19 protein-coding genes are annotated in these 21440 nt (G+C 60.0%); 12 read left to right on the forward strand and 7 right to left on the reverse strand.

Annotated elements, in window-relative coordinates:
• Positions 1 to 105 precede the first annotated feature (105 nt).
• Entirely contained in the window at positions 106 to 1266 is a 1161-nt protein-coding gene (locus H8B14_RS05120) for a glycosyltransferase family 2 protein (RefSeq protein WP_187314559.1), read from the forward strand.
• On the opposite strand, the gene H8B14_RS05125 is transcribed toward H8B14_RS05120, so the two are convergent.
• The 4 genes from H8B14_RS05125 to H8B14_RS05140 all read right to left on the reverse strand — a co-directional run bounded on the left by H8B14_RS05125 (position 1263) and on the right by H8B14_RS05140 (position 4617).
• The gene (locus H8B14_RS05125; RefSeq protein WP_187314560.1) at positions 1263 to 1865 is read right to left on the reverse strand and encodes a class I SAM-dependent DNA methyltransferase; all 603 of its coding nucleotides are present in this window, start codon (positions 1863 to 1865) and stop codon (positions 1263 to 1265) included. The two genes, H8B14_RS05120 and H8B14_RS05125, sit on opposite strands and share 4 nt — an antisense overlap.
• 95 nt (positions 1866 to 1960) lie before the next feature.
• The gene (locus tag H8B14_RS05130; RefSeq protein ID WP_187314561.1) at positions 1961 to 2710 is read right to left on the reverse strand and encodes a PIG-L deacetylase family protein; all 750 of its coding nucleotides are present in this window, start codon (positions 2708 to 2710) and stop codon (positions 1961 to 1963) included.
• Positions 2703 to 3821: an acyl-CoA dehydrogenase gene (locus H8B14_RS05135; protein ID WP_261989910.1), complete on the reverse strand. Its 1119-nt coding sequence runs from the start codon at positions 3819 to 3821 to the stop codon at positions 2703 to 2705. The genes H8B14_RS05130 and H8B14_RS05135 overlap by 8 nt, the downstream gene beginning before the upstream one ends.
• Before the next feature lie 193 nt (positions 3822 to 4014).
• The gene (locus tag H8B14_RS05140) at positions 4015 to 4617 is read right to left on the reverse strand and encodes a hypothetical protein (RefSeq protein WP_187314563.1); all 603 of its coding nucleotides are present in this window, start codon (positions 4615 to 4617) and stop codon (positions 4015 to 4017) included.
• 165 nt (positions 4618 to 4782) lie between these two features.
• Between H8B14_RS05140 and purH the strand changes: the two genes are divergently transcribed.
• On the forward strand, positions 4783 to 6318 hold the full coding sequence (gene purH, locus H8B14_RS05145) for a bifunctional phosphoribosylaminoimidazolecarboxamide formyltransferase/IMP cyclohydrolase (RefSeq protein ID WP_187314564.1): 1536 nt from the start codon (positions 4783 to 4785) through the stop codon (positions 6316 to 6318).
• A gap of 97 nt (positions 6319 to 6415) precedes the next feature.
• Here purH and H8B14_RS05150 read toward each other — a convergent pair whose 3' ends face one another.
• Positions 6416 to 6739: a PKD domain-containing protein gene (locus H8B14_RS05150; protein WP_187314565.1), complete on the reverse strand. Its 324-nt coding sequence runs from the start codon at positions 6737 to 6739 to the stop codon at positions 6416 to 6418.
• 426 nt (positions 6740 to 7165) lie between these two features.
• Between H8B14_RS05150 and H8B14_RS05155 the strand changes: the two genes are divergently transcribed.
• The 6 genes from H8B14_RS05155 (at position 7166) to H8B14_RS05180 (ending at position 14925) form a co-directional block, all read left to right on the forward strand.
• Complete coding sequence (locus H8B14_RS05155) at positions 7166 to 8191, forward strand: rod shape-determining protein (protein WP_187314566.1); 1026 nt, start codon at positions 7166 to 7168, stop codon at positions 8189 to 8191.
• A 127-nt stretch (positions 8192 to 8318) separates the two neighbouring features.
• Positions 8319 to 9245 carry a rod shape-determining protein MreC gene (gene mreC / locus H8B14_RS05160; protein WP_187314567.1) on the forward strand — a complete coding sequence of 309 codons (927 nt, stop codon included), beginning with the start codon at positions 8319 to 8321 and terminating at the stop codon, positions 9243 to 9245.
• The gene (locus H8B14_RS05165) at positions 9242 to 9769 is read left to right on the forward strand and encodes a hypothetical protein (protein WP_187314568.1); all 528 of its coding nucleotides are present in this window, start codon (positions 9242 to 9244) and stop codon (positions 9767 to 9769) included. Before mreC ends, H8B14_RS05165 begins: the two co-directional genes overlap by 4 nt.
• Before the next feature lie 165 nt (positions 9770 to 9934).
• A complete protein-coding gene (gene mrdA / locus H8B14_RS05170) occupies positions 9935 to 11773 on the forward strand; it encodes a penicillin-binding protein 2 (protein ID WP_187314569.1) in 1839 nt (612 codons plus the stop codon).
• A gap of 135 nt (positions 11774 to 11908) precedes the next feature.
• Complete coding sequence (gene rodA / locus H8B14_RS05175; RefSeq protein ID WP_187314570.1) at positions 11909 to 13213, forward strand: rod shape-determining protein RodA; 1305 nt, start codon at positions 11909 to 11911, stop codon at positions 13211 to 13213.
• Between the two features lie 101 nt (positions 13214 to 13314).
• The gene (locus H8B14_RS05180) at positions 13315 to 14925 is read left to right on the forward strand and encodes a hypothetical protein (RefSeq protein ID WP_187314571.1); all 1611 of its coding nucleotides are present in this window, start codon (positions 13315 to 13317) and stop codon (positions 14923 to 14925) included.
• Here the strand turns inward: H8B14_RS05180 and H8B14_RS05185 are convergent.
• Together H8B14_RS05185 and H8B14_RS05190 are read right to left on the reverse strand one after the other, a co-directional pair.
• A complete protein-coding gene (locus tag H8B14_RS05185) occupies positions 14885 to 15961 on the reverse strand; it encodes a hypothetical protein (protein ID WP_187314572.1) in 1077 nt (358 codons plus the stop codon). The two genes, H8B14_RS05180 and H8B14_RS05185, sit on opposite strands and share 41 nt — an antisense overlap.
• Before the next feature lie 161 nt (positions 15962 to 16122).
• Positions 16123 to 17301, reverse strand: coding sequence for a hypothetical protein (locus H8B14_RS05190; RefSeq protein ID WP_187314573.1), 1179 nt, complete (start codon positions 17299 to 17301; stop codon positions 16123 to 16125).
• 36 nt (positions 17302 to 17337) lie between these two features.
• On the opposite strand from H8B14_RS05190, the gene H8B14_RS05195 reads away from it, so the two are divergent.
• The 4 genes from H8B14_RS05195 (at position 17338) to porZ (ending at position 21302) form a co-directional block, all read left to right on the forward strand.
• Positions 17338 to 17673 (forward strand): 2Fe-2S iron-sulfur cluster-binding protein, encoded by a 336-nt coding sequence (locus H8B14_RS05195; protein WP_187314574.1) that lies wholly within the window; start codon positions 17338 to 17340, stop codon positions 17671 to 17673.
• Entirely contained in the window at positions 17663 to 18181 is a 519-nt protein-coding gene (locus H8B14_RS05200; RefSeq protein ID WP_187314575.1) for a hypothetical protein, read from the forward strand. The genes H8B14_RS05195 and H8B14_RS05200 overlap by 11 nt, the downstream gene beginning before the upstream one ends.
• A gap of 123 nt (positions 18182 to 18304) precedes the next feature.
• Positions 18305 to 18928 carry a thymidine kinase gene (locus H8B14_RS05205; protein ID WP_187314576.1) on the forward strand — a complete coding sequence of 208 codons (624 nt, stop codon included), beginning with the start codon at positions 18305 to 18307 and terminating at the stop codon, positions 18926 to 18928.
• 58 nt (positions 18929 to 18986) lie between these two features.
• Complete coding sequence (gene porZ, locus H8B14_RS05210) at positions 18987 to 21302, forward strand: type IX secretion system anionic LPS delivery protein PorZ (protein ID WP_187314577.1); 2316 nt, start codon at positions 18987 to 18989, stop codon at positions 21300 to 21302.
• Positions 21303 to 21440 lie beyond the last annotated feature (138 nt).

Below are 21440 nucleotides of genomic sequence, written 5' to 3' on the forward strand. Positions count from 1 at the left end.
GCAGCCCATCTTCTGCTTCAGATTTGCGTAAAAGATGGCCTGATGAACCTCGCTACCGCCGTATTATCGCCCCCATTATCCGTTCAGGCCGGTTCTACGGCCAGTTTGTGGAAGCATCTCGCTCCACCAACTGCTACGCTGTCGGTCTGCGTGATTATTCCAGCTAAAGATGAAGCCAGCCAACTGCCCGAAACCCTGGCAGCGCTGGCCAACCAGGTAGATGAGCAAGGCCAGCCGTTGCCATACACCAGCTATGAAGTGCTGGTGCTAGCCAACAACTGCCACGACCATACCGCCGCAGTAGTGCGCAACTTTGCCCACGCCAATCCCCTTATGGCGGTGCAGGTAGTGGAAGCTACACTTGTGGCTCCTGAGGCTCATGTGGGCCGGGCCCGGCGCCTGCTCATGGATGAAGCCTGCCGTCGGCTAGAGCAAACAATTGGTGCCTGTGGCATTATTGCAAGCACCGACGCCGACACGCGTGTGGCCGCCACTTGGCTGGCTGCCATTCAGGAGGAAGTGAAGGCCGGTGCCGACGCAGTAGGCGGGCGAATTTATCCCGAGGCAACTTCTGAAGAGGTCTGCGTACGGCGCACGCATTTGCAGGATGCTCGTTACCGTCTGCTTCGGGCCCGTCTGGAAACGCTCGTTGACCCGGACCCTGCTGACTCGTGGCCACGCCATCATCAGCACTTCGGGGCCAGCCTAGCGCTTACTGTAGCTGCGTATCGCCAGGTTGGCGGGCTGCCGGTGGTGCCTTATCTGGAGGATGAAGCACTCTGGCAAGTGCTGCGCCGCCACGACCTACGCCTGCGCCACAGTCCGAAGGTGTGCGTCAGCACTTCGGGGCGGCACCAGGGGCGGGTGGAAGTAGGGTTGTCGTGGCAGCTACGGGAATGGGCAAGCATGCTGCACCAGCAGCGGCAGCCATACGTGGAAAGTGGTGCCAGCCTGGCCGCTGAGTGGCAGGCGCGCCGGCAGTTGCGGCAGTTATGGGCCAATATTCGGGCGCATGCTGTACGGGTGCCGCATTGCGTGCAGTTGGCAGCGGCGCTAAGCGTGCCAGCCAGTGGCTTAGCGCGGGAGTTGGTTGCCGCGCCCTCTTTCGGAGCGCTGTGGGAATGGGTGATGCACCATCGGGCGCGGTGGCGGCGTCAGCGGCTGGTGCCACTCACGCAGGCCATTGCAGAGCTACGGCAGCTGGTGGAGCGCTACGAGTTGGCAGCAGCAACCCAGTTATCGTCGGTGGCAGCATCTAAACGTTAGGTTCTGCTTAGCAGATCAAGTCGATACTGCTCTGCCCGATGCCCATGCACGTGTGTTAGCGGTAAGCCGGGGCCAGTGTGCGACAAGAAGAACTCATGCACTTCATCGCCGGTAAGTGGGTAATCATGTACGGCTGGTGTCCAGTGCACCAAAAGCAGATGCCCGCCCGGTTGCAAAGCCAGGAACAGGTCTGAGGCCACGCGTTGCAGATCGGGCAGGGCCCAGTAGTAGCCCACTTCCGACAGCACCACCAGATCGAAGTGGCGGTCTGCCGGGAAGTCGTTGGGCAATGTCAGGCGCTGAAATTCCACCTGCGGCAAGTGCGCGCACCGTTGCCGGGCCCGCTCCAATGGTGCCTCTGCCACATCAATTGATAGCAGGTGTTGGCACTTGGGTGCCAGCATTTCGGTTAGCACCCCCAATGAGCATCCCACCTCAAATCCGCTTGCGTAGTGCCGCTCCTGCGGCAGCGCGGCTAGCGTATCAGCATACTTGGCATGTTCGTAGGGGCTGGCCTCAAAATTCCACGGATCAGTATTGGCGCGGTACACGGCTTCGAAATAATCGGGTGGCAGCGTGTTGGGTTGCTGAGAGTTCATGGCGGAAGGCAGCGGCAGAAAGGGTGGGTGGAATCACCAGTGAATGAAGTATGCAGACTAGCTGCTCAATGGCGCATAAGGTGCCAAGTGGCACACTAGCCGGCCATTTCTATGTACGCCTCATAGGGCAGCCGGAAATGGGCGAGCATACTCTCCGCCAGCAAAAAGCCTGTGGGGTCATCATCGAAGATGCCGGGGGCCAGCTGCGAGCGGTGCGCGGCAATGGCTTGTGCCTTCTGCTTCAGTACCGGCTCTATATCGAGGCGCCAACCAGTAGCTTCGTTTGCATGTGGCAGGTCGGCCGGGATGGCACGCTCCCAGGCCCACACCAGGTACTCGATGAGCCGAGGCAGCGGCGTAAGTTCAGCCAATGCAGCCCGCACGAGCAGGTTGGTGGCGCGGTGGTCGGGGTGCGGGTCGCGGCGCCAGGGAACCAATACCGTAGCTGGCCGCGTGCGCCGGAAGAAATCAGTTAAGCGTTTCACGGTTTCAGCACCGGCAGGTGTGTCGGGGGTAGGTACGGCGCCATCGGGCAGTCCTAGCGGCAGCAGCATCTGCGCACCAACCCCCAACTCAGCCAGCGCCATCTGTAGCTCTTGCTCCCGGATGGCTTGCCGGCGCGGGCCCGGAAATTTCTGGGAATTTGGGTGCGACATGGCGCCGTCGCTCACCAGCACGCACCATACCGGCAGGCCAGCCTGGGCCAATAGGGCAAGCAGGCCCCCGCACCCCAGGCTTTCATCGTCGGGGTGGGGCGCTATAACAGCCGTGGAACCAAGCGAAGCCGCGTAACTGGCTGGCCGCAAGGGCAGCGCATGAAAATCAAGAACTGCGGCGTCAGACATTCCAAAGGTGATAAGCGGGTTCCGGCCGGCTCAAAACAAAGCGGCCGACATCAGCCTGAGCAGCATCGGGGGCGGGCTGGCGCAGGTAGTGGGTTAAGTCGCGGTGCAGGCGCTCGAAAGGCTCAGGCTGCAGCAGGCCGCGGGCCCCTACGCAACGCTCAGCGAGCTGCAGTGTGCGCAGGCAAATTTCTTCAATGGCTGTTCGCATCATGTTTGCATATGCTACGGTTGCCTCGGCGTCGGTTTCGGCGGTAGGGCGCGTGGCGTGGTCGGCGGCCCCACGCAGCCACAGGTTGCCAGATTCTATCAATACACTCATTTCGCCGAGCCGCTGGCGTTGGTAGGGGTCGTCGGTACGGCCCAGGCGCTGCAGAAAGCGCCGGGTTTCGTCGTACACGGCCTCGGCTCCACCCAACTGCACCGCAGCAAACCGAATGGCGCCGCCGCTGAAGGCTGGCTGCCGGTAATAGTCACCGGGTTTGCCCACCAGGTCTTCTGCGCCAATCTCCAGGCCCGTGAAGTCAGCCCTGAAGCTGGCCGAAGCCCGCATGCCCAGCGGCCGCCAGAAGCTGGCATCCAGCGCGGGCTGCTGAACATCGGCGGGTAGCATCAGCATCTGCCAGCCACCATCGGGCAGTGCGGCCGTCAGCAGAGGCCGCGTGACGTGGCCCGCGCCGGAAGCAAAGGTTTTGCTGCCCTGCAGCCGGTAACGACCATTGGGTAGCACTTCCAGCTTCACGCCATCGTGCGCCTCGGTGTTCCAGACGCCAAACAAGTGCCCATCCAGTGCATCGGCAGCCCAGCCAGCCACTTGCTCGGGCTCACCAAAACGCTGCATGAGCTGCAACGCATTTACATGGCCCTCATATACGCGGCCCACCGCCAGATTACCGCGGCCAATATGGCGCAATACACGCAGTAGCGGCAGGGTTTGGTTGGCGTCGGCGAGGCCGCTACCGCCCAGGCTGGCCGGGAGTGGCGCCTGCAGCAAGCCCGCTTTGCGCAGCCAGCTGAACTCCTGCTCAGGAAATCCACCCAGCTGGTCGGAGTGAGGTGCCTGAGCTAGCAGGCGGGGCACTAGGGACGCGGCTTCAGCTTCCAGCTTAGACAAGGAAAGTGAGGGGGCTACAGGCGCCGCCGAGGGTGAGTGCTGGAGTGGGGACGGCAACGATGAAACAGCAGAGCAAACAACAGACATGGCAGGTAGTATGAGCTACTACCTACTAGATATAACTGGTTTGTGTTTAAATAAAGGAGGAAAATTGTTGACCTGCAGATAGTTGAGTTCTGCGCATTTGCGAAATCTACGGGCGGCTTGACGTTGCATCGACACTGATGCACGCGTTGTAGCTATTTACCAGATAAATCAAGTTGGCTTGATCAAAGCGGCCGGTAGCAGCCAGTGACGGACAGTTCTGGAACAGCTGCTTGAAAAGTGGTCTGAATGATTTGCTGGTGAGCTCAATAGGAGGGCCTTGGCCTTGTTTGATATAATAAAACACATTTTCGTAACTGCTGCCGCCGAGTGCCGATGCATCTGATACTCTCACGTTGTAGTCTAATCGAAACAAGTGAATAGGCCCTTTGATGGTAAGAGGCTGGAAAAGGACGCGTAACGTGTCTTTGCCGAGAATAGGCTGCAGCTTCTGTATAACATAGGTTTTGTTGCCCAACAATTCTACGCCTTTCAGCTGCTTAAGCGGATACCGTATCTGAGGGGTTTCGATGGTAATCTGCTGCCGGAATATAATTGCCTGCGCCATAGTAGAAGCCGTAGGCGCCCGTACATAGCCCCGGACAGTATCACCCTGCACTGTGATGAGGTACCCTTCTACATATTGAGCCCTGGCAGTTATGGTATTTAGCATTAGTAAGCTCAATGCCAGTACTATTTTGATGGTGCTCATTCGGTAAGACAACGTGTTAAAGACAAAAATCAGGGAAGCAATATACGCTTGCAGCAGGTGGATCTACGCTCAGGCCAAGTCTGCATAATAATTCGGTAACACCGCTGCTTTCGCTGTCCGCCCTACCTTCGCGGTGCGTTTCACCTTTACCAACTCTTCGCCACTATGTCGCAGCCCATTCGCTCCGCCCTCGTTTCTGTATACTATAAGGACCGCCTCGAACCGCTGGTGGCCCTGCTCAAGCAGCACGGCGTGACGCTGTACTCTACGGGCGGCACGCAGCAGTTTATGGAAGAGCAGGGTGCCAAGGTAACGGCGGTGGAAAGCCTGACGGGCTTTCCGGCGGTGTTTGGCGGCCGCGTAAAAACACTGCACCCCAAAGTATTTGGCGGCATTCTGCAGCGCCGCCACGAAGCCGGCGACCAGCAGGAAGCCAGCCAGCACCAGATTCCGCCCATCGACCTGGTGATAGTGGACCTCTACCCGTTCGAGGAAACCGTGGCCTCTGGTGCCGCGGAGGCCGACGTCATCGAAAAGATTGACATCGGCGGCATTTCGCTGCTGCGGGCCGCCGCCAAAAACTTCCGCGACGTGCTGGTAGTCAGCTCCCGCGACCAGTACGCGGCCGTAACGGAGCTGCTGACCCAGAAGAACTGCGCCACCGACCTGGAAGACCGCCGTGCGTATGCTGCTGCTGCCTTCGAGGCCACCTCGCACTACGACACCCGGATTTTCCAATATATGGCCCAGGACACCGCGCTCAGCGGCTCGGCCCTTAAAGTGAGCGAGAAACCGGCCACCGCCCTGCGCTACGGCGAAAACCCCCACCAGGCGGGCACCTTCTACGGCGACCTGAACGCCCTCTTCGATCAGCTCCACGGCAAGCAACTCAGCTACAACAACCTTGTGGACGTGGATGCTGCCGTATTGCTGATGCAGGAATTTGATGCCCAGGGGCCTGCCGCTTGCGCTATTCTCAAGCACACCAACGCCTGTGGCATCGCCCAGGCCGATACGCTGCACACGGCCTACCTGAACGCCCTCAGCTGCGACCCGGTGTCGGCGTTTGGCGGCGTTATCATCGTGAACAAGCCCGTAGATACGGCTACGGCCGAGGAGCTGAGCAAGCTATTCTTCGAGGTGCTGATTGCACCGGAGTTTGAGGCCGACGCGCTGCCCATTTTGCAAAGCAAGAAAAACCGGATTCTGTTGCGTCAGAAGCCCGTGCAGTTTCCGGCCAAACAAGTCAAAACGTTGCTTAATGGCATGATCGAGCAGGACTTCGACCGCCAGGTGGAAGGTGCCGCCGAGTTCCGCACCGTAACGGAGTCGGCGCCGACGGCTGACGAGGTAGCGGCGCTGGAATTCGCCCTCAAAGTGTGCAAGCACACCAAGAGCAACACCATTGTGCTGGCGCGGGCCGGCCAGCTGCTGGCTTCCGGCGTGGGCCAGACCTCGCGAGTGGATGCGCTGCGCCAGGCTATCGAGAAGGCACGCAGCTTCAACTTTGATCTGCAGGGTGCCGTGATGGCCTCCGATGCTTTCTTCCCGTTTCCCGACTGCGTGGAAATTGCCGGCGAGGCTGGTATTCGGGCGGTGGTGCAGCCCGGCGGTTCCATCAAAGACCAGGATTCCATCAACGCCTGCAATACGCTCGGAATGGCTATGGTTCTGACCGGCGTACGGCATTTCAAGCACTAGCAGGCCACAAGCAAGCACAAAAGCCCCGCTTACTCGGCTCTCACAAATGGGGAAGCTGATAAGCGGGGCTTTTAGCTCGCAGAGTTGTGCGCCAACGCTACGGCACGATGGTAACAGGCTTCGTGGTGCTGGAAGATTTGTCGTCTCCTTTAGCCGTGAGTTTGATAGTGAAAGTACCCGCCGCATTGTACTTATGCTTGGTCTTGAGGCCAGTTGTGCTGGCGCCGTCGCCCCATTCCCATACATAGCTGTCGGCGTCGGAGCTGCAGCCAGCATTCACTTCCACTTCGTCGTTGATTTTAGAACTGGGAATACCTTTTTCAATGGTGAAACAAGCTTCCGGCTCTTTGGAACAAGAAGCTAGCATCAAGCCAGCCAGCAGGAATGCGGTGGAAGTGCAAAATGAGAGAAGGTTTTTCATATATAAATGCAAGTTTGCTTGAAAAGATACAATAATTTTATTCTCGACTAGCTAAGTGTCTGCTGCTAGTTGGAAGTGACGCGCACAAATAGGGGGCGCTAAGATTTGTCTAAAAATGCCGCAACGCCCGATGAGGCAGGACGTGCCCGGTAGAGTTAGAATACTTTCCAGATGCCGCCTAGTTGAGTATACGTGCTGCCAGACAGCCCACAGTGGAGCTGCCTTCTGAAAGAGTTATCTATTGTGCTTGCTGAAAGCGCATTCAGCAGAAAATATCATATTTCAGGAGGTGCTTCGTTACAGAGCTTGGCTTGTAGTAGCCTTGAGGTATTGGATGCCTACCTTCGCCGAAACTTGCTTACTTTTGCCCCCACTTTTTGTGCGGGTGCAAATGCCCCGTGCTCATTCACTTGCCGCCGTTAACCAATGGGTTTCTTTAATTTCCTCACCAGCGATATTGCCATCGACCTGGGAACGGCTAATACGCTCATCATCCACAACGACAAAATCGTGGTGGACGAGCCGAGCATCATCGCCAAAGACCGTACAACCAATAAGGTAATTGCCGTGGGCCGGCAAGCGCAGCAGATGCACGAAAAGACCCACGATAATATCAAGACCATCCGCCCGCTCAAGGACGGCGTAATTGCCGACTTCCACGCCGCCGAGGAGATGATCAAAGGCATGATCAAGATGATTGACACGCGTAACCGGTTATTTCAGCCGTCGCACCGCATGGTCATCTGCATTCCGTCGGGCATCACCGAGGTGGAAAAGCGCGCTGTGCGTGACTCCGCCGAGCACGCCGGCGCCAAGGAAGTCTGGATGATTCAGGAGCCCATGGCTGCTGCCATCGGTATCGGCATTGATGTAGAGCAGCCCGTAGGGTCGATGATTATCGACATTGGAGGTGGTACCACTGAAATTGCGGTGATTGCCCTGTCGGGCATTGTCTGTGACCAGAGCATCAAGACGGCCGGTGACGTGTTCAACCAGGATATCCTCGACTACATGCGTCGCCAGCACAACCTGCTGATCGGGGAGCGTTCGGCAGAGCGCATCAAGATTGAAGTAGGAGCGGCCCTCACCGAGCTGGACCAGACGCCGCCCGACTTCGAGGTGCGCGGCCGCGACCTGATGACCGGCATTCCGAAGGTTATCAAAGTAACGTCGTCGGAAATTGCTATTGCCCTCGACAAGTCGGTGGCCAAGATTGAGGAAGCCGTGCTGAAGGCGCTGGAGATTTCGCCGCCCGAATTGTCGGCTGATATCTATGAAAACGGCATTCATCTGACCGGCGGCGGTGCCCTGCTGCGTGGCCTCGACAAGCGCCTGGCCGCCAAAACTAAGCTGCCGATTCACATTGCCGAAGACCCGCTCCGCGCCGTGGTGCGTGGCACCGGCGCCGCCATCAAAAACATCCAGGCCTTCCGCAGCGTGCTGCTGACCTAGCGTCAATTAAGAATTAAGAATTGAGAATTAAGAATTGGCTGTTCGACTGTGTGGCCCTCCGGGTGTTCAGGCAGTTAAAGCAGACAGTCCATAATTCTTGATTCTTGATTCTTAATTTTTAATTGAAATGAGAAACCTGTTCGCCTTTCTGTTTCGCTACCGAGGGATGCTCGTGTTTGCGTTGCTGGAGGTGGCCAGTTTGTATCTGCTGATTCGCAACAGCACCTACCAGCGGGCGGCGTTCTTTAATTCGGCCAACGCCTATGTGGGGCAGGTGCTCGACGTGCGGACGCAGATTTATGATTACTTCCGGCTGGTGAGCATCAACCAGGGTTTGGTGCAGGAAAACGCCGCGCTGCGCCAGCAGCTGTATTTGGCCGATGTAAGCCGCCGCGAAGCGCGCCGCCTGCCGGTGCAGCAGGATAGCGCCTCGCAGGTCCGCCTGGCCGGCCTGGCCTACCCCGATTCGTTGCTGCTGGGGCTGCGCCCGCTGCCCACCCGCGACCCCGACTACCCGCTGATTCCGGCCCGGGTGCTCAATAATACCCTGCGCCGCGTGGACAACTACCTAACCCTGAATGTGGGCACCCGTCAGGGGTTGCGGCCGGGCATGGGCGTGCTGGCGGCGGCCGGTGTGGTGGGGCGGGTGAAAGTAGTGAGTGAAAACTACGCCACCGTCACGTCGGTGCTGCACTCAAAAACGTTCATATCGGCTAAAATTCTGCGCGACAACACGTTCGGCAGTATCCGCTGGCTTGGCGACGACCCCACGCACGCGCTGCTCGACAACATTCCGCGCCAAAACAAGCTGGTGCGCGGCGACACCATCGTGACGTCGGGCTATAATGCCGTGTTTCCGGAGGGCGTGCTGATTGGCACTATCGACGGGTTTGTGAAAGAGCCCGACAAGAACTTCTGGACGGTGCGGGTGCGGCTGGCCGTCAATTTCTCCAACCTAACCTACGTGTACGTGATAAACCCGCGGCCCAAAGCCGAGCGTGATACGCTGGAACTGAAAGCAGGCATGAAGCCGGAAGGGGAGGAGCGGCCATGAAGGGAGTAGGGGCGTTGCTGATTCAGGTGCTGCGGTTCGGGTTCTACCTGGCCGTGCACATGCTGCTGGTTAGCAAGCTGGTGCTGTTTGATCTGGGCTGGTGCTTTTTCTACCTGGGCTTTCTGTTGTTTTTGCCCATCGGCACGCCCATCGTGCTGCAGCTGGTGCTGGGCTTCGTCACGGGTTTGCTCATGGACATGTTCTATGACACCGGCGGTGTGCACGCAGCCTCGGCGGTGCTGCTGTGCTACCTGCGGCCCTGGGTGCTACGCCTGCTCACCCCGCGCGACGGCTACGAAGCCCAGGATTCGGTGAACGTGCATCAGATGGGCGGGCAGTGGTTTGTGGTGTACATGGCGCTGCTGGTAGGGCTGCACCACGCAACCTTCTTCTTGCTGGAGTTGGGCAGCTTCCGGGCTTTTGGCCTTACGCTGGCAAAGATTGTGGTCAGTACTCTGTTTACGGGCCTGACGCTGCTGATCATCCAGCTGATTTTCTTCCCAACCAAGCGGCGCGGGCGGTAATCCTTCCCCAAAAGGCAGGGGCTCTAGCTCTAAAATAGCAATGACTACTTTTTTCTAAAACCAGAGCCTCTGCCTTTTGGGGAGGGGTTGGGGTGGGGGCAATCGGTGTTATCTTTGTGAATCCGGCCCGTTGGCCGTAAGTGCTTTTCTCTCAGAACACACGCTTTGCAATACCTCGAAGGACGCCGGTTTGTGGTGCTGGCTATTTTTCTGGCCGTAGCCATCACCTTCGGCGCCCGGCTTTTCTACATTCAGGTGCTCGATGGCAGCTACAAGCTGGCCGCCGACCGCAACACGCTGCAGCGCATTGTGCAGGTGCCCTACCGCGGCCTCATCTACGACCGTAAAGGCCAGCTGCTGGTGCAGAACATGCCTGTGTACGATTTAATGGTGGTGCCGCGCGAAGTCAAGCAGCTGGATACAGCCCGCTTCTGCCAGCTGCTGCAGCTGCCGCTGGAAGAGGTGCGCCTGGGTTTGCAAACGGCCCGCGCCTACTCCCGCGTAAAGGCTTCGCCGCTGGTGCAGAACCTAAGCACGCCCGAGTTGGCCGCCATCCAGGATAACCTTATCGACTTTCCGGGCTTCAGCATCAAGGCCCGCATGGCGCGCTCCTACCGCACCGAAAACATGGCCCACGCCCTGGGCTACGTGGGCGCCATCACGCCGGCGTTTCTGGAAAAGGAAAAGTACGCCAAGTACCTGCCCGGCGACTTTCTGGGCATTTCAGGGCTGGAATCGTTCTATGAGACGCAGATGATGGGGCGGCGTGGCGTGCAGTACCGCATGGTGAACGTGCGCGGCATCGAGAAAGGCTCGTTCCGCGACGGCGAATACGATACGCTGTCGGTGGCGGGGCAGGATTTGCATACCAGCATCGATATTGAGCTGCAGAAATACGGCGAGATGCTGATGCAGAACAAGCGCGGCTCCATCGTGGCCCTTGACCCTAAAACCGGCGAAATCCTGGCCATGGTGTCGGCGCCGGGCTTCGAGCCGTCGGTGCTGACCGGCAAAGGCATGGGCAACCGCTACATGGAGCTGCTGCAGGACACGGCCAAGCCGCTGTTCAACCGCCCGCTGATGGCCACCTACCCGCCTGGCTCGGTATTCAAGCTGGTGAATGAGTTGGTGGCGCTGCAAATGGGCGTTGTGACGCCCCAGACGCCATTTGACTGCAACTGGAAGCTGGTGCGCTGCACCCACCGCCACGAGTATCCGCGCGACGTCAGCATTGCCATCAAGAACAGCTGCAACCCGTATTTCTACCAGGTGATGCGGGCGGCCGTGCTGCGCGGGCGCTCCACCAACCGTTTTGAGGACGCCCGCCTGGGCTACAGCGAGTGGCGGCGCCAGGTGATGACCTTCGGGCTGGGCGACAAGCTGGGCGTGGACATTTCGCAGGAGAAAAAGGGCCTCATCCCAACTTCCGACTTCTACGACAAAGCCTACGGCTTTCACCGCTGGAATTTCCGCACCATCTATTCACTATCCATCGGGCAGGGCGAAATGGGCGTTACGGGCCTGCAGATGGCCAACATGCTGGCTATTATTGCCAACCGCGGCCATTACTACACGCCGCACTTCGTGAAAGGCATTGGCACGGGCGGGCCGCTGCCGCAGTACCTGCAGCGGCACGTTACGGCCGTCGATCCGCAGTATTTTGAAACCATCGTACCGGGCATGCAGGCCGTAGTGGACGGGCGCGGCGGCACCGGCAACAATGCCTCACTGCTGGATGTGGGTATATCGGTGGCCGGCAAAACGGGCACCGTGCAAAACCGGCACGGCGCCGACCACGCCACTTTCGCTGCTTTCGCGCCCGCCGAAGACCCCAAAATTGCCATTGCGGTGTTCATTGAAAATGCCGGCTTTGGCGGCGCCTCAGCCGCGCCTATGGCTGCGCTGATGATGGAAAAATACCTGCGTGGCAACGTGGCTCCCTGGCGTAAGCGCTGGGAAACTTGGTTGCAAAGCCCCGCCGAGAAGTTTATCCGAAAACGTTGATTCAACACACTGTTAAAAAGAACGTCCTGCTGAGCTTGCCGAAGCATCTCGCCCGCTTCGTTGCACTGGTATATAAATAGTCAGCGGTAGAGATGCTTCGGCAAGCTCAGCATGACATTCTTTTAGTCCTCTCCCATGTCCGCCTCACCCGCCAGATATTCGCGCAGCATTGATTGGGTTACCGTGGGGATTTATTCCCTGATGGTGCTGCTGGGCTGGGTGAGCGTGTACGCGGCCAGCTACTCGCCCGACGCGCCCACCAATGGCAGCCTATTTGGTAACCTAAGCTTTCAGCAGCTTATGGCTTTCGATTGGTTTAAGCAGATTCTGTGGATTGGTACCGCCGTAGTGCTCATTGTGGTGCTGGTCGTCATCGACTATAAAGCCTACGACACGTTTGCCTTCGTGCTCTACGGCGGCATGATTCTGCTGCTGATTGTCACGCCATTTATTGCCCGGCCCATCGGCGGGTCGCGCTCCTGGCTGGAGCTGGGGCCGATGCGGCTGCAACCGGCCGAGTTTGCCAAGTTTGTGACGGCCCTGGCCGTGTCGCGCTACATGGCCAGCATCAACCTGCGCCAGCAAAACTTCCGCGACCAGGCCGTGCTGGCTGGCCTTACGCTGCTGCCCCCGGTGCTTATTCTGGCTGCCAACGAAACCGGGCAGGCGCTGGTGTTTGCCGCCTTCCTGCTGGCGTACTTCCGTGAGGGCATGTCGCCGCTGATTCTGGTGATTCTGGCCGCTGCTGCCGTCATTCTGATTCTGGCGCTGCTGGTGCCCAAGCTGTGGCTGGTAGTGGCCTTCACCGCTATTCTGGGGGCAGTGCTAGCCCTGAACCCCAAGGTGCTGCGCCACCATTTACCGGTGTCGGTGGCGGTGTGGGGTGTCGTGGTTGGAATGGTGTTTGGGGTAGATTTCTTCTTCAATAATGTGCTGCAGCCACACCAGCGCAAGCGTATCGAGGTGCTCATCAATCCCTCGGCCGACCCGCTGGGCGTGGGTTGGAACGTGACGCAAAGCAAGATTGCCATTGGCTCGGGTGGCTTTACTGGCAAGGGCTTTCTGCAGGGCACCCAAACCAAGTTCGACTTTGTGCCGGCTCAAAGCACTGACTTCATTTTCTGCACCATTGGCGAAGAATGGGGCTGGCTAGGTACCACGGTGGTCATTATCTTGTTTATGGCGCTGCTGGGCCGGGTGGTCTACGTGGCGGAGCGCCAGAAATCGGTGTTTGGGCGTACCTACGGCTACTGCGTGGCCAGTATTCTGTTCTTCCACTTCGCCATCAACATCGGCATGACCATCGGGCTGGCGCCGGTCGTAGGCATTCCGCTGCCGTTGTTCAGCTACGGCGGCTCGTCGTTGTGGTCGTTCACCACGTTGCTGTTTATCCTGCTTGGTATTGATGCTTACCGCAAGCAGGATCTGGAGCGGTACTAGCGCTGCCTGTGGCTTTTTCTGGTTGGTGGTTAGCTGATAGTAGCAATAAGCAGTAGCGCGAAGCAGCCGCTGCGCGCTACTTTCGTTTCTAAACCAAGCACATGCGGCACCGCCAACCAGTTCTCAGCAACTCACCAGCAGCCCACTCCGAGTTGGGCGTGGTGCTGCTGCTCACGCTGCTAGCCTTGCTGCTGCCCACCCGCAACTCCACGCCCGACGCCTGGTACTACGCTGCCTGCGTGCGCCACGGCCACGAGCTGCTGCTGCCGCACCATCTGCTCTACAACGTGGTGGGCTGGCTTTGGTGGCAGCTGCTACCAGCTTCGCTGGATACGCTGGCGGCCCTTAAAGTTCTGAACACGCTGGCTTTTGGAGGCTGCCTGCTGGTGTTGCGGAGTCTGCTGCGGCGTATCGGAGGCGTTATGGCGCCGGTGGCTGGTTGGCTGCTGCTGGTGGGTAGCTCGTTTGGGATGCTGCGCTTCGCCACCGAAAACGAAACATACATCCTGCCACTGCTGCTCTCGCTGCTGGCCAGCCGCAGCTGGTGGTACGCCGCCACTGGCGAAACCGGCCGCCGGGGCTGGCTGGCGGCAGGTGCGTGGGCCGCCGGGGCGGCACTGCTGCACCAGATTCATGCGTTCTGGTGGCTGGGGCTGCTGATGGGGGTGCTGTGGGCGCATCCTGCTAGGCGCTGGGTTATGGCCGCGTTGTACTGTCTGCCGGCGTTGCTGGTGCCGGTGGCCTATGCGGCGGCGCTGCCGTCGTGGCAGCTGCCGTTTACACTGTCGGCTTTCTGGCAATTTGTGTTTTATGAGCTTTACCACGGCCATGCTGGCGCCGTGCCCTCGGGCCGGACACTGCTGCTGATGGGCGTGAGCGTAGTGCGCACGTTCGGGCAGCTGCATGGCAGCACGCTGGCGCTGCTGCAGCGCTGGCCGCTGTTAGTGAGTATGGTGCTGCTGTGCATTGGGCTGATGCTAAGGGCAGGCTGGCAAATCTGGCGTAGTTATCGGCCCCGGTCAACTGCCCGCCGCTTGCAGCACGCTGTTGCGGAACCTGAGTTACCAATGCCAGACGGCACCGGCGCTATGCTGCCAACCGGGCCATTTCGCACGTTCCACCGTACGCACCTGCTGATTTTGCTGCTGCATCTGGCCTGTGCGCTGTGGGCAGCCGGCAACGCCGAGTTTCTGGTGATGCTGCCGGCTCTGGTGGCGCTGCTGCTGGTGCGGCAGGTGTGGCCCGGCCGGGCGCTGGTGCTGGCAGGAGCAGCGCTTTTGATCTGGAACCTGACATTTGGTTTGCTGCCGGCACATCTGCTGCGCTTCACCAACACAGCCCCGCTGCTAACCCGAATCCAGCAGGAGCCTACTGCCTTCTGGCTGCTATCCGACCCAAACCTAGTGCTAAACCAATTGCACTACCGCACCGGCCGGCCGGTAGGGCCGCTCAATATCCTGCCGGCTCCAACTCTGCTGTTGCAGCAGCCCGGGCAGTCGGCGGCCAAGCTGCGGGCATGGCTGCGGCAGCGCCAGGCCGCCGGCCAGCCCGTCTACACCGATGCGCTGGATGGCCCGCGCCTGCTCGACCGCGCCCGCCTCACCCAGGGCGACGATGCCACCCAGCGCCAGCTGCTACGGGGCTTTCAGCTCGTACGCGTCGATTCGATAACTACTTCGTTTGGGTGGGTCTATCTGACGCGGGTGCAGTAGCGGGTGTCTCCGGCGGGCTTTGCAGCCACGGCTTCTGGGTGATTATCAACGCAAAGGCTACCGCAAATACCGGTGCGCTCAGGTAGCCCATTCGGCCCAGGTCGCCGGACAGGAACATGTGCACTAGCACTACAGCTACCAGCCCGGCGGCCGGCCAGCCCAGCGGCTGCAGCCACTGCCTCCGCACGGCGCCGCGCCAGCCGCCTACTAGCACCAGCCAGAAGAAACCGAAGATGCTGAACAGCTCCCCGATGCCTTTCACCGACAGCAGCCGTTTCAGCGAGTATACCAGGTTGTGCACGTGGTCTAGGGCATTGCCCACGCTCTCCGCGGGCGGCGCCCCAATCTGCGCGTCAATCCAGAGCCGGACCCCGAAGGCCACGGCCCCGCCCACAGCCAATGCGCCCAACTGTTTCGGCCAGCTGAGCGCCGGACGCCCGAACACCAGCAGCCACGGCACCAGAAACACAAACGACTCCTTGGCCAGCGGCCCCAGCAGCAGCACCGCCGCCAGTGCCCCCGCCGACTTCGCCCGGGGCGCATAAAATGCCAGCGCAACTACCAGCATGTACAGGCTATCCACGAGCGGTAGGCCGGCTATATACACGGCCCAGCGGCTGCACAGCACCGCCACCACGGCCAGCGCGGCGGCGGCTGGCGTGGCTCCGTAGAGCCGGCAGGTTTCGAAAATCACCAGTCCTGTTGCGGCTAGCAAGGCCATATTCACCACGTAAAACGCCAGCTGCAGCGGCCAGTCGGAGGTGGCGCGCTGGGGCCACACGCGGGCATACACCTGCTGCAGCGGCCACGCCACTGCGGCGGCCACGGCCGGCACCAGCACCCGGTAGCGCCGCGTTACGCTTACGCCCTCAAACTGCCCGCGTGCCATGCTCAGGTAGCTGCGCGTGTCCAGAGAGTGCGAAAAATCATAGTGCACGTACATCGTGTATGCCGGCCCGGCCAGCACCCCCAGCGCCAGCAGATACACCAGGGTCATTCGTCGCCAGCGCGAAAGAAGCGGGGAGAAGTTGGGCATAAGGTTGAGAGTGGTTAGCAGGATAAAAAGAACGTCATTCCGAGCGGAGCGAGGAATCTTGCCAGCGTGGTATGGTTACTACACTAGCAAGATTCCTCGCTCCGCTCGGAATGACGTTCTTCTTGGGAATGATGGTCGGATGCTCTGTAAGCCGTTCTAACTCAGGCAAACTTCCGGTCAATCAGCTTGAGCAGCTTGCTGACGTGCTCGTCTTTGCGGGTCCAGTCGTGGGTGTTGGCCAGGTCCTGAGTTACATAGCGCTTGGCGCTGTCGGCATCGGGCAGCGTATCGAGGTGCTGAATGGCGGCGTGATATTCCATGTTTTCGCCGCTAAACAGCTCATTGATGAAGCTGAACCGCTGATTGATGGATATGGCCTCGCGCAACGTTTCCACCTTGGGAGCCTGGTCGGCGAGGGTGGAAGCGGGCCGCTCGGGGCGTAGCGTCTCGCTGAGCGAAGTAGCGGCCGGCTGGCCGGCTTTCAGCTTCTCGTAGAGCGGTACCGCAGTCGGCTCGGCACTGGCCGGAGCTGCATTGATAAACGCCTGAGCAGCCTCTACAGGCGCCACAATGCGGGCAACCGCCGGTTCTGGAGTTGCTACCGGCGCGGCAGCCGCTACCGCCATGGTGGGGGCAGCCGGAGCAGGCACCACCGGCGCTGCGGCCGCTACTGGCACTGCTTCCGGAACTGGCGGGGGAGTGCTGGCAGCTACCCCGCGCAGCTCGTCTTCGGTCAGCGGCAGCAGCTCGTTGAATTCCGCCACCAGCTTTTCCAGCGGCTGATGATGCTTGTAGTTGGCTTCCTGATAGAGCGCAAACCGTGTGAGCAGCGCGGCCCGGTCCTGCGAAGTGTCAGCCGGCAACGAGTCCAGAAAGTCCTGGTAGAAAACCTTGTCCAGGTCGAGGTAGCGCAGCGGCTCCTTGAGCTGCGCGGCTGTAGCGGCTGGCTGGGCTCCCAGTAGCTTGTCCTCGAACGTGCCGGCCGGGTCCAGCAGTATGGCCAGCGTATCGGTAATGGCGCGGGCCAGCAGCGGCTCGAAAACGGGCCGGGCCAGCTTGATGCGCCTGGATAGCGTGTTCATAAACTGCGTGAGAGCCTGGCGCACATCGTCGGCCTCGAAATCGAAGTAGGGGCTGCGCAGGCGCGCCATTTCCTGGGTCCATTGCGCCAGTAGCTGCTGCACCACAAACAGGTTCACCTGCCGGATGGGCGTGAAGCGCAGCACCGCGGGCCCGTCGAGGGTGGCCGTGGGGCGGGCGCCGAAGTGCTGGTCGCAGAGCTGGGCGGCCAAACGGCGGCCGTATTGTTCGCGGAAGGTCGCGCTATCTTTGTCGTTCATCGAAAACACCTGATTCAGGCCAGAAAGTTAAGGAAAATGCCTACGCTCACCGTGCAAAACCTACCTGCGGCTTCGGCCGTACCCGTGCCAGCCGGCGCCACGCTGCTCGCGGCCCTGCAAGCCGCCGGCCACGACTGGATGCATGCCTGCGGCGCCAAAGGCCGCTGCACTACCTGCCGGCTCCTCGTCACCAGCGGCCTCGAGGCCCTAACGCCACCTACTGCCGCTGAGTTGCGCTACCGGGCTGCTGGCCGTCTGCTCGAAACCGAGCGTCTCACCTGCCAGGCCCGGTTGCCGGAAGGGCATATAACGGGCCGGGTGCCCGAAGAATTGCAGCTGCCGCACGTGCAGTACGTGGAAGATGGTCAGTAAGCCCGAGTTTAAACCCAAGCCTGAGCACTGGGCACTCTATAGCCAAGTGGCTTTTATGGAGCCGGCCATAAGTGTGGTACAAGGCATGAAACGGCTGTTAGGCATTGGCCTAATAACGCTTGCCATTGTGCTGCTTGTACCTTTTCTGCCTTCCCGTCGGCCGGCTGATCATCTGCCGTCTACAGTTGAGGAGTATGGGCAGAAGCTGCCGGTTAGCATATTTTTAGGGATAGTTGTCTTCTGCTTTGGCGTGTCCGAATGGTTGGTGAAGCCGCGCTACAACCAGCGCATGGGCTATCGATTGGTCGGTCAGTTTCAGGTGCGGATCAAAATGAAGGTATTGGGCTTTACATGGCTGGAACTTGCCCCTGATGAAACCCATAGAGTTGGGGTGACCAATGAGTTGTATGATGCAATAGAAAATGGTGATGTGGTGGAGGTAACCTATTCGGCTTCGAAGGACTTTATCAGTGTCCGCAAAATAAGTCAGCCTTCGCCAACCGATTGATTATGTGATGGTAGATGTGAAATATGGTATTTCCGGTTTGAGCCTACCCAGCGAAACCCGTACTTTAGATGTTACGATACCTGCCGGACCTCTGGCAATTGGCAACCTGCAACCAACAACTCTGTGTTTATTGAACCCCGTGTCGGCAATGGCCGCGACGCCGCCCGCCGCGGCTGGATTGAAGTGGTGTGCGGCTCGATGTTTTCGGGCAAAACCGAGGAGCTGATCCGGCGGCTGAACCGGGCCAAAATTGCCCGCCAGCAGGTGGAAATCTTCAAGCCGGCCCTCGATACCCGCTACCACCAGGAGGATGTGGTGTCGCATAATGCCAATAGCATCCGCTCTACGCCGGTGCCTGTGGCCCAGGAAATTCTGCTGCTGGCCAGCGGCTGCGACGTGGTGGGCATCGACGAAGCGCAGTTCTTCGACGACAGCCTCGTGGACGTGTGCGTGCAGCTGGCCAACCGCGGCTCCCGCGTTATCGTGGCCGGCCTCGACATGGACTTTCTGGGCAAGCCCTTCGGCCCTATGCCCGCCCTGATGGCCGTGGCCGAATACGTGACCAAAGTGCACGCCGTGTGTGTGTGCTGCGGCGAAATTGCCTCGTACTCGTTCCGCATGGCCGCTTCCGAAGACAAGATTCTGCTCGGTGAAACCGACGTGTATGAAGCCCGCTGCCGGCCCTGTTTTCTGGAGGGAATGCAGGACAAAGCCCTGCACGAAACCTCAACCGCGCACAAGCACTAATTGCGGGCGGCAGGCGTTATGCAGCCGGTCGTTTTCTTACTCTGCTATCCTTGAGCCCATGATTCGTTTGCTACGCACGTTAGGTTCCGGCGCCTTATTCCTGACCGGGCTTTTGCTGGCCGCTCCGGCCGCTACCCGGGCGCAGGGCGTAGGCTACGGCGACTGGCAGCTGCACCTGCCCACCAGCAGCTCGCGGGTACTGGCCGACACCGGGCCGCGCATCTATGTAGCCGCCGAAAATGCCTTTTACTACTTCGATAAGGAAACCAGCACCACCACGCTGCTTTCGCGCCGCGACGAGCTCAATGGTGTGGGCGTGCAGAACATAGCCTACGACTCGGTGAGCCAGCAGCTGCTGGTGGCGTACCGCGACGCCAACCTCGACCTGCTCAGCCCCGATGGCAGCCGGGTGCGCAACGTCAGTGACATTCAGCGCAAGCAGCTGGCCGGCGCCAAAAACATCAACCACATCCATTTTAACGGTGGCCGCGGCTACTTGGCCTGCGACTTTGGGCTGCTGGTGCTCGACATGAACCGCCTAGAGGTGCGCGACACCTACGCCAACATCGGGCCGCTGGGCGTGGTGGTGAAGGTGTACGCCAGCACCACCGTGGGCGGCTTCGTATTTGCCGCCACCGACAAGGGCCTGCTGCGGGCCAGCCTCAGCGCCAACCTCGCCGATTACCGCTCCTGGAACCTCGATGTGCCGGCGCCGGATGGCACGTTCCGCACGCTTGTCACGCACAACGGGCAGGTGCTGGCCGGCCGCAACTTCGGCAACCTGCTGCGCTACCGTTCCGGTACCACCTGGGAGCCGGTGTTTTCCGTGTACGCCGACCAATACCGCAGCCTCACTTCCACCCGGGCCGGCCTGCTCATCACCGACGGCCGCCAGGTATCCTTGCTGAACACCACTACCAACGCGCTGACGGTGCTGCGCAACGCGGCCGTGCCAATACCCATTAATGCCCTGCGCAGCCGCGACGGCGCCCTCTACGTGGCCGATGAGCAACGCGGCCTGCTCCGCACCACCGACCGCACTACGTTCGAGCAGTTCATGCCGAACTCCCCGCAAAGCAAGGAGGCCTTCGGGCTGCTGGCTGATGCTCGTTCCGGTACCGTGGACGTATTTACGGGAGGCTTCAATACATCTTCCTACGTGCAGAGTGAGCTATTCCAGGGCTTCTACGAGTTCAGGGATGGCCGCTGGACCAATATCACCAAGGAAAACTACCCCAACCGCGCTGACTATCCTAATCTTAAAGACCTGACCCGCGGCGCCCGCACTTCCGACGGCACGCTCTATATCGGGAGTTATGGCGACGGGCTGCTGCGCTGGAAAGGCCCCGGTGACTTCAAGCAATACACGCCCGGCAACAGTCCGCTGGTAAGCGCCATTCCTGGTGCACCCTACACCCGCGTCACCGACGTGGCAGTGTCGGCGGAAGGCAATGTGTGGGTAGCTTCGCGCCACCCCGAGCAGCCGGGCCGCTCGGGCCTGCACGTGCTCAACCCCACTACCGACACCTGGCGCACCATCCCGTTCTATCCCGGCTTCGACAACCTCGACCGGCTGGCGCTCGACGACTTTGGCGGGGTGTGGGTGGCGCAGGCCCGCAAAAGTGGCACCGGCCTGATGGCCTACGACGATGTGAACAAGGGCGTGCCCGTATATTTCTCGCAGGGCAATGGGCTGCCTTCCAACACGGTATTTGCGCTGGCCAAAGACCGGCGCGGGGCCATCTGGGTTACCACCGACAAAGGCGTGGCCTTCATTGATGATCCTAGTGCAGCATTTTCCACTCCCAACCCGGTTTTTGCCACACCGTTTCTGAATGGCTTTCCTACCCTGAACGAGGAGGTGGTGCGTGCCATAGCCATCGACGGCGCCAACCGCAAGTGGTTTGGCACCGACCGGGGCCTGTGGCTGTTCGATGAAAATGCCACTAAAATGCTGCTGCACTTCACCACCGACAACAGCCCGCTGCCCAGCAACCAGATTACAGACGTGGCCGTGAACGACAAAACCGGCGAGGTGTTCGTGGCGACGCCGGGCGGCGTGGTATCGTACCGCGGCTCGGCCACCATCACGGAAGGTGCGCCCAAGGACTGCGCCAAGGTGTCGCCAAATCCGGTACGCACCAACTTCACGGGGCAAGTAGGTGTGTCGGGGCTGGCCAACAACGGCATCGTCAAAATCACGGATGTAACGGGCAAACTGGTTTACCAGACCACGGCCACCGGCGGCACTGTCATCTGGAATCTGGCCGATTACAACGGCCGTAAGGTGCAGTCGGGTGTGTATCTGGTGCTTTCGTCGGATGCCGACGGTAAGAACGGCTGCGTCAGTAAGATTGCCGTAGTGGAGCAATAGAAACGAAAGGACAGAGCTGCGGAAAGGCCGTCATGCTGAGCGAAGGCGCAGCCGCAGTCGAAGCATCTATCTCGTAGTACCAACCAAATTACATTCTCAGCGAAGCGGTAGAGATGCTTCGACTGCGGCTGCGCCTTC

The sequence above is a fragment of the Hymenobacter puniceus genome (assembly GCF_014333525.1).
GTDB lineage: Bacteria > Bacteroidota > Bacteroidia > Cytophagales > Hymenobacteraceae > Hymenobacter.